The sequence below is a fragment of the Micromonospora sp. C81 genome (assembly GCF_018070425.1).
In the GTDB taxonomy this organism is placed as follows: domain Bacteria; phylum Actinomycetota; class Actinomycetes; order Mycobacteriales; family Micromonosporaceae; genus Micromonospora; species Micromonospora zamorensis.
Genome location: NZ_JAGPXS010000008.1, coordinates 286,702 through 296,717, shown reverse-complemented (window position 1 = coordinate 296,717; position 10,016 = coordinate 286,702). Strand labels below are relative to the sequence as shown.

Here is a 10,016-nt window from a genome sequence, read left to right as displayed (position 1 = left end):
GGGTTGGGGGGTGTGGTGAGGGCGGGGCGGGGTTTAGGCGGCGGTGGACCAGATGGCGCGGAAGGCGGCGGCTTCGCCGGACAGCCAGCGCTCGATCTGGTCGGGCTTGGCGTCGCTGGGCATGCGGTGGGCCTGGCCGCGACGGATGTCGACCAGGATCGGCTCTGCGTGGGGGAGAACCGCGTCCATGTGTCGGGCCATCAGGTGCAGGGTGGCGAGCACCGATTCCTCACTCGGTGGGGCCTCGTCGAAGTGCAACCGGACCGCTTCGGCGCGGCCGTCGGCGTGGCGTACGCCGAAGTGGGGGTTGATCTTGACGGGTAGGTCACCCAGCATCGCCAGGGCATCGCGGGTCTGGGCGAGGTCGACGGCTGCCGGATCGCCGAGGGAGTGCAACCAGGCCGTGGCGCCGGGGACGAGCGCCTGGTAGAGCGGGCGCCAGCGTGGCTTGACCACGTCGACCACGCCGGTCAGGTGCGTGCCCCCGGTGTGGAAGGCGATGTCGGCCTTGAGCGCCTTGACGAACTGGCCGTGCGGGTTGAAGCCGGACCTGCTGGCGCGCTGCTTGCGCAGCCCGCCCACGAAGGTCGCCTTGGTGGGGCCGGTGCGGTCGACGTAGCGGGTGAAACCGAGCAGTGTGGCGTAGGGGGTGAGGGGCGTGGAGGCGGGCACTGTCACGAGCGTCCTCCCAGGTCAGGAACTCGATTAGTACATACATTCTAATCGACGGGTCTGACATCGCCCAGCGAATCCGGGGTCCGGAGATGTGCGGTTTCCGGAGGACCTGCGCTGCCGGCCGGCACTCACCCGGCGCGGGGTGTGTCCAGGGTCGTCAGGGCGGCGGTCAGGCGGTCGATCCCGAACGCGAAGGCCTCGTCGAGGTCGCCACCGAGGTTGAAGGCACCCGCCAGTTCCATGCTGATGAAGCCGTTCGCCCAGGCGGTGAACATGCGCGCGGCCGACAGGGCGTGCTCGGGCCCGGCGAGTTCCGCGGCGAGGCGCAGGGCGGGGGCGCTCGCCCGGGTGAGGATGTCGAGGCTGGGCCTGGTGTCTGCGGGGCCGGTGGCGAAGATCAGGTGGTAGCCCGCGGGTTGGGCGTGGGCGAACGCGCGGAAGGCGTGGGCCAGCTCGGCGAGGTCTCGGCCCGGATCGCCGCTGCCGGCTACGGCGCCGAGCTGCTCGCCGAGGTCGTGCACGGCTGCTTCGGTGACGAGCCGGATGAGGTCGTCGCGGTTCCGGACCCGTTTGTACAGCGAGGGGGCGCGGACGCCGACCCGCTGGGCGACCGCCTGCATGGTCAGGCCCGGAAGCCCTTCGGACTCGAGGATCTGGCGGGCGGCCGCGACGATGTCGGCGAGGGACGTCCGGTCGGGAGTCGGCATGCGGTGTCCTTCCGGGGGTGGGCGACGTTCGTCACCCATCATAGCTATGGCCCTTAGGCATCATGGCTATGTATCGTAGCTATCAGGGAACGACATCACCTCGGAGGAAGTCATGAAGCTCGGGCCGCACCTGCACCGCATCGGCAACGACATCGTCGCCGCGTACCTCGTCGAGACCGATGAAGGCGTGACCGTCATGGACGCCGGCCTCTCCGGTCACTGGCCGGAGCTGCTGGCGGAGTTGTCCGCCATGGGTCGCTCGCTCGCCGACGTCCGAGGTCTGATCCTCACCCACGGCGACACCGACCACATCGGCTTCGCCGAGCGGCTCCGGCGCGACCATGGCGTACCGGTCTACGTGCACGAGGCGGACGCCGCCCGAGCCCGCGGCGAAGTCAAGTCCAAGGCGCCCTTCGGGACCTTCAAGGTGGGTGCCGTGGCCAGCTTCCTGATGTACGCGGGCCGCAAGGGTGGGCTGCGCACGACGTACCTCAGCGAGGTGATCACCGTGCGGGACGGTCAGGTGCTCGGCCTGCCCGGCGCTCCGCGCGTCATCGGGATGCCCGGCCACTCGCCGGGCAGCATCGCCGTGCATGTGCCGATCGCCGACGCCGTGTTCGTCGGCGACGCGCTCACCACCCGACACGTTCTGACCGGTCGGTCGGGCCCGCAGCCGGCGCCGTTCACCGACGACCCGGCCCTGGCACTCGCCTCGCTGGCCCGCATCGAGGACCTGCGCGCGACGTGGATCCTCCCCGGCCACGGCACCCCCTGGAGCGAGGGTGCCGCTGAGGCGGTGCGCCGGATCAAGGCTGCCGCCCAGGCCGGGTGATGGCAGGCGTCAGAGCTGGCCGACGTCCGTGATCCGGACGACCGCGGCGCCGACCTCGTCGGAGGCCACCAGGTCGATCTCGGCGCTGATGCCCCAGTCGTGGTCGCCGTTGGGGTCGTCGAAGCTCTGCCGGACGGTCCACCGCTCCCGTCCCTGCTCGATCATGAGCAGTGCCGGCCCCCGGGCGTCCGGCCCGACGCCGATCGAGTCGTACTCCTGGAAGTACGGCGCGAGCGCGTCGGCCCACGCGTCGTAGTCCCAGCCGTCCTCGGCGTCCAACTCGGCGAGCAGGTCCCAGCGGCGCAGCGCGGCCAGCTCGACGCGGCGGAACAGCGCGTTGCGCACCAGCACCCGGAACGCCCGCGCGTTGCGGGTCACCGCCGGCGGCCGGTCGGTCAGCGCGGCGTGCGCCAGGGCCACCTCCGCCACGTCGGACGGGTTGCGCAGCCGCTCCCACTCGTCGATGAGGCTGGAGTCGACCTGGCGGACCAGCTCGCCCAACCACTCGATGAGGTCGATCAGCTCCTCGGTCTTGGCGTCCTCGGGCACGGTCTGCCGCAACGTCTTGTACGCGTCGGCCAGGTAGCGCAGGACCAGGCCTTCCGAGCGGGTCAGCCCGTAGAACTGCACGTACTCGGTGAAGGTCATGGCCCGCTCGAACATGTCGCGGACGACGGCCTTGGGGGAGAGCTGGTGGTCGGCGACCCAGGGGTGGCCCTGCCGGTACATCTCGTACGCGGCTTCCAGCAGCTCCGCGAGGGGCTTCGGGTGGGTCACGTCGTCGAGCAGTTCGATGCGGGCCTCGTACTCGATGCCCTCTGCCTTCATCGCGGCGACCGCCTCGCCGCGCGCCTTGAACTGCTGCGCGGACAGGATCTGCCGGGGGTCGTCGAGGATCGACTCGACCACGCTCAGCACGTCGAGCGCGTACGACGGGGACTCGGCGTCGAGCAGCTCGATAGTGGCCAGGGCCAGGGGCGAGAGCGGCTGGTTGAGGGCGAAGTCGAGCTGGAGGTCGACGGTGAGCCGGATCCGCCGGCCGGTCTCGTCCGGCTCGGGCAGCTCCTCGACCACCCCACCGGCGCGCAGCGCCCGGTAGATGGCGATGGCCCGGCGGATGTGCCGGCGCTGGGCGGCAGGTTCCTCGTGGTTGTCGGTGAGCAGGTGCCGCATCGCGGTGAACGCGTCCCCGGGCCGGCCGATGACGTTGAGCAGCATCGAGTGGCTGACCTGGAAGCTGGAGGTCAGCGGCTCCGGCTCGGCGTCGACCAGCCGGTCGAAGGTGGGCTGGCCCCAGCCGATCGAGCCCTCCGGCGGCTTCTTGCGGACCACCTTGCGCCGCTTCTTCGGGTCGTCGCCGGCCTTGGCGAGGGCCTTCTCGTTGTCGATGACGTGCTCGGGGGCCTGCACCACGACCCGGCCGATGGTGTCGTAGCCGGCCCGGCCGGCCCGCCCGGCGATCTGGTGGAACTCCCGGTTCTTGAGCAGCCGGGTGCGGACCCCGTCGTACTTCGACAGGCCGGTGAACAGCACGGTGCGGATCGGCACGTTGATGCCGACGCCGAGAGTGTCGGTGCCGCAGATGACCTTGAGCAGGCCGGCCTGGGCGAGGGTCTCCACCAGTCGGCGGTACTTGGGCAGCATGCCGGCGTGGTGCACGCCGATGCCGTGCCGGACCAGCCGGGAGAGCGTCTTGCCGAAGCCGGCGGTGAACCGGAAACCACCGATCGCCTCGGCGATCATGTCCTTCTCGGCGCGGGTGCAGACGTTGACGCTGGTCAGCGCCTGAGCGCGTTCCAGTGCGGCGGCCTGGGTGAAGTGCACCACGTACACCGGGGCCTGCTTGGTCTCCAGCAGCTCCTCAAGTGTCTCGTGCAGCGGCGTCATCGCGTACGAGAAGATGAGCGGGACCGGCCGCTCCGCCGAGCGCACGACGGCGGTCGGCCGCCCGGTGCGCCGCGTCAGGTCGTCGACGAACCGGGTGGTGTCCCCCAGAGTGGCGGACATCAGGATGAACTGGGCCTGCGGCAGCTCGATGATCGGCACCTGCCACGCCCAACCCCGGTCGGGCTCGGCGTAGAAGTGGAACTCGTCCATGACCACCTGGCCGACGTCGGCCTTCACACCCTCGCGCAGCGCCAGGTTCGCCAGGATCTCCGCCGTGCAGCAGATGATCGGGGCATCGGCGTTGACGCTGGCGTCGCCGGTGAGCATGCCGACGTTCTCGGCGCCGAAGACCTCGCAGAGCGCGAAGAACTTCTCTGACACCAGCGCCTTGATCGGCGCGGTGTAGAAGGTCGTCCGGCTGTCCGCGAGCGCCGCGAAGTGCGCGGCGATGGCCACCAGGCTCTTACCCGAGCCGGTCGGGGTGTTCATGATCAGGTTGGCGCCGGAGACGATCTCGATGACCGCCTCCTCCTGATGGGGGTAGAGGTCGAGGCCGCGCTCCTTCGCCCAACCGGCGAACGCGTCGAAGAGGGTGTCGGGGTCGGCGCTTCTCGGAAGCGCGGCGGTGAGCGTCATAGCCTGTCCATGGTGCCTGGATCATGCCCCGCTACGCCAACCCGGTGTCCGCCGGACCCCCGTCCGGGGCGGTGGGCCCCGGCCGCCGGTCCGGGCCGGCCCGTCACCGTCGGCGGTAGATCAGGTCGGCGACCGGCCGGCCGGCCGTGATCGCCCGCCGCTCGAACTTCGTCACCGGCCGGTGCGCCGGACGCGGCGCGAAGCCGCCGTACGTGTCCACCAGCCCCGGGTCCGCCTCCAGGGTCTCCCGCATCGACTCGGCGTACTCGGCCCAGTCGGTCGCGCAGTGCAACGTGCCGCCGGGCCGCAGTCGGGACCGCAGCAGCGCCACGTGCGCCGGCTGGATGATCCGCCGCTTGTGGTGGCGGGTCTTCGGCCACGGGTCGGGAAAGAAGATGTGCACGGCGTCCAGCACGCCCTCGGGTAAGCCGTTGACCAGGGACAACGCGTCGCCCTCCGCCACCCGTACGTTGCGTAGGCCACCGCGCTCCACCAGGTCGAGCAGGTTGGCGATTCCCGGCGTGTGCACCTCGACCGCCAGATAATCTCGATCCGGGTCGGCGGCAGCCATCGCGGCGGTGCTGTCGCCCATGCCCGAGCCGATCTCCAGCACCACCGGCGCCCGGCGACCGAACAGGTCGGCCAGGTCGACGGGCACGACTTGTCCGTCCGGCACATCCAGGCCGTACGCGGGCCAGAGCCGGCCCAGCGCATGGGTCTGCCGGTCGCTCATCCGACCCCTGCGGGGGTGGAACGTGCGGATCGTCCGGCTCGCGGGCGGGACGGCGGGGTCATGGTCGGTGGCGGTCACAGCGAGACGAGCGTACGCGACGCCGACGACGGATCGGGTGTGATGTGCGACCGGAAATGAGAGGATCCAACTGGTACGGCAGGTCGGGTGCTCCGCTGCCCGACACGGCCGCGCGGCGTCGAGAGGGGGCATCGTGACAGTGACCCGTGGCGGCGTGACCCTGTCGGTGCTGGCCGTGCTCGTCGGGCCCCTGCTGGCCGCCGCTCCCGCGCTCGCCGCTCCGGCACCGGTCGCCTCGATGCTCGCCGCTCCTGCGCCCGTTGCTCGGGTGCTCGCCGCTCCCGCGCCGCAGCCCGAAGGCCCGCCGGGTGGCACGTCCCAGCCATCGCCGGTGGACATCTTCGTCGAGGTGAGCCCCAGCACGGTGCAGCCCGGCTACCTGGTCGGCATCCGCGCCAGTTGTCGGGACAACTCGGTGGGCGCCACAGTCGTCTCCGACGCCTTCGGCGCGGTCGGCGTGCAGCCGCAGCGCGGGGTGCTGACCGCCGCGCCGATGGTGCGCGATCGCACTCGCCCCGGCAACTACCGGGTCAAGTTGGAGTGCCGTGACGGCGAAACCGCCTCGACCATGCTCCAGGTGGTCAAGAAGGTGCCGTCCCAGCCCAGTCGCGGCCCGGCCACCGGCTTCGGCGGGGGCGCCGGCGGGATGACCGGCAAGCTGCTGCTGCCCGGTGGCGCGGCACTGACCATCACCGGGTTGATCCTCGCCGTGACGGCGCTGCGCCGGCCGCGCCCGGTCCACGGCGCTACGCGGCGCTGAGCCTGCCATGGCGATCTTCCGCCCCCCGTCGCCGCCGGCCGGTCCCCGCCAGCCCGGCGCTTCCGGCTCGCCGTCCGGTCCGCGCCCGTCTCCCAGTCCGCGCCCGTCTCTCGGTGGGCGTCCGCCTCCCGGTGCCGGCCGGTCTTCGGGTGCCGGTCCGTCCCCGGGTGCGCGTCCGTCGCCCGGTGCTCGCCGCTCGCGGGACGATCGCTGGCCGGAAGACGATCGCCTACCGCTGGACGACCCGTGGCCGGAGGACGACCGCCTACCGCGGGACGACCGCCCGCTGGTTGTCGACCGCCCGGCAGTGGCTGCTCGCCCGCCGACCGCCGTCACGCCTCGGCGCAGCCGTCCTCCCGGTCGTAGCCCCTGGTCCGTGCCGCTGGCCGTGGTGCTGGTGCTGGCCGGGGTCTTCGCCACCGGGGCAGGGCTGGGCCGCTCGGTCGGCCCGTTCGACTTCGCCCCGGCCGGCGGCGACCAGCCGGCCCGCAGTGAGTCGGTCGGGTTGGCGGCCAGCCGCCCGGTGCGCCTGACGGTCCCGGCGATCAAGGTGGCCGCGCCGGTGGCACCCGTCGGGCAGGCACGGGACGGCTCGATCGCCGTACCGCCTCTGGAACGCCACAACGAGACCGGCTGGTACGACCGCGGGCCCACACCCGGCGAGTCCGGCCCGGCGGTGATCGTCGGGCACGTGGACACCAAGACCGGCCCGTCGGTCTTCTATGACCTGGGCAAGCTGCACCCCGGCGACCTGATCGAGGTGGCCCGGGCGGACGAGTCGGTGGTGGTGTTCCGGGTCGACACCGTCGAGCACTTCCCGAAGGACCAACTGCCCGCCGAACGGATCTACGGTCACGACGGGCCCCCCGGACTGCGACTGATCACCTGCGGCGGGCAGTTCATCGGCGGACGCACCGGCTACGCCGACAACGTCATCGCCTTCGCCACCCTGCAGTCCTCCCGCAAGTCCTGATCCGACGACGCCCTTCTGCCGCGCGCCGACGCCCGCCCGCCGCGGAGCGCGCGCTGCCGCCAGATCGACTCGGTTTTCAGGATGTCGGGGTATCGCGCCTCGCCGGAGACCCCGGATGATTACGAAACGGCCTTTGTCCGCGGGCTTGATCGACACGGGATCCTTGAAGTAGGGGTGTCCGACTGAGTCGGACACCCCGATTTCCTTGAACGCGAGTGGATCAAGCGCGGGGCGTGCCGCCTAGGGCTGCGGGACGTGCAGGGCCACCTCGAACTCCAGGAGGCTGGCGCCGGTCGCGACCGGGGGACGTGGCTTCTCGCCGGGCGCGGCGGCGTGGGCGGCGCGGGACGGGCCGGCGGCCCAGGCCTGATAGGCCTCCTCGGTCTCCCACCGGGTGTAGACGAAGTAGCGGGTCTCGCCGGCGACCGGCCGGAGCAGCTCGAAGCCGAGGAAACCGGGGGAGTTCTCCACCGCGCCGGCTCGGGCGGCGAACCGCTTCTCCAACTCCGCGCCGCCGCCGGGAGGGACCTCGATTGCGTTGATCTTCACGACTGCCATCTGCCCACCCTAGCCACTCAGAACGCCTCGACCACCGGGACCAGGTCCGCGTCGACCACGATCGGCGCGTGGTCCGACGGGCCCTTGCCCTTGCGGGCCTCCCGGTCCACGTACGCCGAGCGGACCGCTCGTGCGAACGGTGCGGACGCGTACACCAGGTCGATTCTCATGCCCTTGTTCTGGTGGAACATCCCGGCCCGGTAGTCCCAGTAGGTGAAGGGGTGCGGTCCCTTCATCGGGGTGGGCACGACATCGCTGAGGCCGAGGTCACGCAGCGCGGCGAGGGCCGCCCGCTCGGCCGGGGTGACGTGCGTGGAGTGGGTGAAGACCGCCGGGTCCCAGACGTCGGCGTCGGTCGGGGCGACGTTGAAGTCGCCGCAGACCGCCAGCGGGAGCCCGCCGGCCAGCTCCGCGGCCAGCGCGTCGCGCAGTGCCGCGAACCAGACCAACTTGTACGCGTAGTGCGGGTCGTCCGGCGTCCGGCCGTTGGGCACGTACACCGACCAGACCCGCACCCCGTCGCAGGTGGCGGAGATGGCCCGGGCCTCCGGGTCGGGAAAGCCGGGCTCACCGGCGAACCCGACCCGGACGTCGTCGAGCCCGACCCGGGACAGGATGGCGACTCCGTTCCACCGGCCGTCGCTGTGGCTGGCCACGGTGTAGCCGAGCTCGCCCACCTCGGGTGCGGGGAAGGCGCCGTCCGGGCACTTGGTTTCCTGTAGGCAGACGACGTCGGGGCCGGTGTCGGCCAGCCACTCCAGCAGTCGGGGCAGGCGGGCCTTCACCGAGTTGACGTTCCAGGTCGCCAGGCGCATGCCCCCAGCCTGCCGCATTCGCCCCCGCGACGCCCGGTCAGCTACCCGGGGTGTCGCCGGGACGGGTCTGTTCGGCCAGGAACCGCTCCAGTTCCGCGCCGAGTTCGTCGGCAGTGGGCAGCGGTCCGGTGTCCTGGGCGAGCAGGTTCTTCTCGCCCCGACCCCGGGCGAACGCGTCGTACTGCTCCTCCAGGGCCTGGACCAGGGCGGCGGCGTCGTCGGTCTGGGCGACCTGCCGGTCGATCTCCACCCGGACCACCTCGGCGGCCGAGCGCAGCCCGTCACCGGGCAGCAGCAGGCCGGTGCTGCGGGACACCGAGGTGAGCAGCACCTCGGCGGCGGCCGGGTACTCGGTCTGCGCCACGTAGTGCGGCACGTGGGCGGCGAAGCCAAGCGCGTCCCGGCCCTGCTGGCCGAGCCGGAACTCCAGCAGGTGGCCGACGCTGCCGGGCACCTGGACGCGTTGCAACCAGGGCTCGTAGCCGGCGATCAGCTCGGGGCGGGTGGCGTGCGCGGTCACGCCGGTCGGCCGGGTGTGCGGCACCGCCATCGGGATCGAGTTGAGCCCGACGGTGAGCCGGACGTCCAACCGGGCGGCGAGGCCCGCGACGGCGGCCACGAACCGCTCCCACTGCAGGTCCGGCTCGGGGCCGGTGAGCAGCAGGAACGGCGTTTCGTCGTCATCGTGCAGCAGGTGCAGCTCCAGCTTGGGAGCGTCGATGCTCTCCCAGTGGTCCTCGACGAAGGTCATCACCGGTCGTCGGGACCGGTAGTCGAAGAGCTGGTCGACGTCGAAGGTGGCGATCGGCCGACCCTCCAGCGAGGTGAGCAGCTGCTCGCGCGCCAGCCGGCTGGCGTTGCCGGCGTCCACGAACCCGGTGAGGGCCTGGATGAGGACCGGTTGCCCGAGGTCGGGCAGATCGTCGGTGAGCTGATAGAGCTCATGTGGGTCGAGCACCGGTGCGGACCTCCCTGAAATGTGCCTGCGGAGTGCCGACGCGACGGAGGGCACCCGTTCGGGCAACGTACCCGCCATCCTGGCGCATTCCTGCTTCGGGCGATCCGCCGCCCGGGGGGTGGGAGCGATCGGACTAATCACCTGTTTACGCCGCCAGGCGAGTCCGGTCGACCGATCGGACGAGCCCGGTTCGGCCCAAAGGCCGAGTTTGTCGATCATGTCGGGTGGCGCGGTCGGATGTCCCGGCCTGTGACGGGCCGAGCCAGACTGCGTGCGCCGCCTGGTTGGTCCGGTACGCGAGGTACGTTCCCCGGGCAGGTCGAGCCGCCCAGGTCGTCCACCAGGACGGGCCGAATGTGTGGGAAGCGCCACGTGATCACCGTGCGTGATCAGGGTTTTCCCCT

At 71.6% G+C, this 10,016-nt stretch carries 10 protein-coding genes; 3 read left to right on the top strand and 7 right to left on the bottom strand.

All coding sequences use genetic code 11. The annotated features are described in order from the left end of the window. Positions 1–33: 33 nt before the first annotated feature. Both KBX46_RS16525 and KBX46_RS16520 read right to left on the bottom strand, forming a co-directional pair. A complete protein-coding gene (locus KBX46_RS16525; protein WP_088947271.1) occupies positions 34–678 on the bottom strand; it encodes a hypothetical protein in 645 nt (214 codons plus the stop codon). 125 nt (positions 679–803) lie between these two features. Beyond that, positions 804–1,382, bottom strand: coding sequence for a TetR/AcrR family transcriptional regulator (locus tag KBX46_RS16520; RefSeq protein WP_210793142.1), 579 nt, complete (start codon positions 1,380–1,382; stop codon positions 804–806). 112 nt (positions 1,383–1,494) lie between these two features. Here KBX46_RS16520 and KBX46_RS16515 point away from each other — a divergent pair, with 112 nt between their 5' ends. Next, a complete protein-coding gene (locus KBX46_RS16515; RefSeq protein WP_210793141.1) occupies positions 1,495–2,214 on the top strand; it encodes an MBL fold metallo-hydrolase in 720 nt (239 codons plus the stop codon). A gap of 9 nt (positions 2,215–2,223) precedes the next feature. Here the strand turns inward: KBX46_RS16515 and KBX46_RS16510 are convergent, their stop codons facing one another. Both KBX46_RS16510 and trmB read right to left on the bottom strand, forming a co-directional pair. Continuing rightward, a complete protein-coding gene (locus tag KBX46_RS16510; RefSeq protein WP_210793140.1) occupies positions 2,224–4,737 on the bottom strand; it encodes an RNA helicase in 2,514 nt (837 codons plus the stop codon). A gap of 103 nt (positions 4,738–4,840) precedes the next feature. Further along, positions 4,841–5,548: a tRNA (guanosine(46)-N7)-methyltransferase TrmB gene (gene trmB / locus KBX46_RS16505; RefSeq protein WP_374224979.1), complete on the bottom strand. Its 708-nt coding sequence runs from the start codon at positions 5,546–5,548 to the stop codon at positions 4,841–4,843. 130 nt (positions 5,549–5,678) lie between these two features. Here trmB and KBX46_RS16500 point away from each other — a divergent pair, with 130 nt between their 5' ends. Then, on the top strand, positions 5,679–6,308 hold the full coding sequence (locus tag KBX46_RS16500) for a hypothetical protein (RefSeq protein WP_210793153.1): 630 nt from the start codon (positions 5,679–5,681) through the stop codon (positions 6,306–6,308). Positions 6,309–6,615: 307 nt separating this feature from the next. After that, positions 6,616–7,281 carry a class F sortase gene (locus KBX46_RS16495; protein WP_231927311.1) on the top strand — a complete coding sequence of 222 codons (666 nt, stop codon included), beginning with the start codon at positions 6,616–6,618 and terminating at the stop codon, positions 7,279–7,281. Between the two features lie 240 nt (positions 7,282–7,521). Here the strand turns inward: KBX46_RS16495 and KBX46_RS16490 are convergent, their stop codons facing one another. Genes KBX46_RS16490 through KBX46_RS16480 form a run of 3 tightly spaced genes read right to left on the bottom strand, consistent with a single transcriptional unit; the run spans position 7,522 to position 9,612 of the window. Then, on the bottom strand, positions 7,522–7,839 hold the full coding sequence (locus tag KBX46_RS16490) for an antibiotic biosynthesis monooxygenase (RefSeq protein ID WP_088947279.1): 318 nt from the start codon (positions 7,837–7,839) through the stop codon (positions 7,522–7,524). A gap of 17 nt (positions 7,840–7,856) precedes the next feature. Next, positions 7,857–8,654: an exodeoxyribonuclease III gene (locus KBX46_RS16485; protein ID WP_210793137.1), complete on the bottom strand. Its 798-nt coding sequence runs from the start codon at positions 8,652–8,654 to the stop codon at positions 7,857–7,859. A 37-nt stretch (positions 8,655–8,691) separates the two neighbouring features. Next, on the bottom strand, positions 8,692–9,612 hold the full coding sequence (locus tag KBX46_RS16480) for a proteasome assembly chaperone family protein (protein ID WP_210793136.1): 921 nt from the start codon (positions 9,610–9,612) through the stop codon (positions 8,692–8,694). Positions 9,613–10,016: the final 404 nt, after the last annotated feature.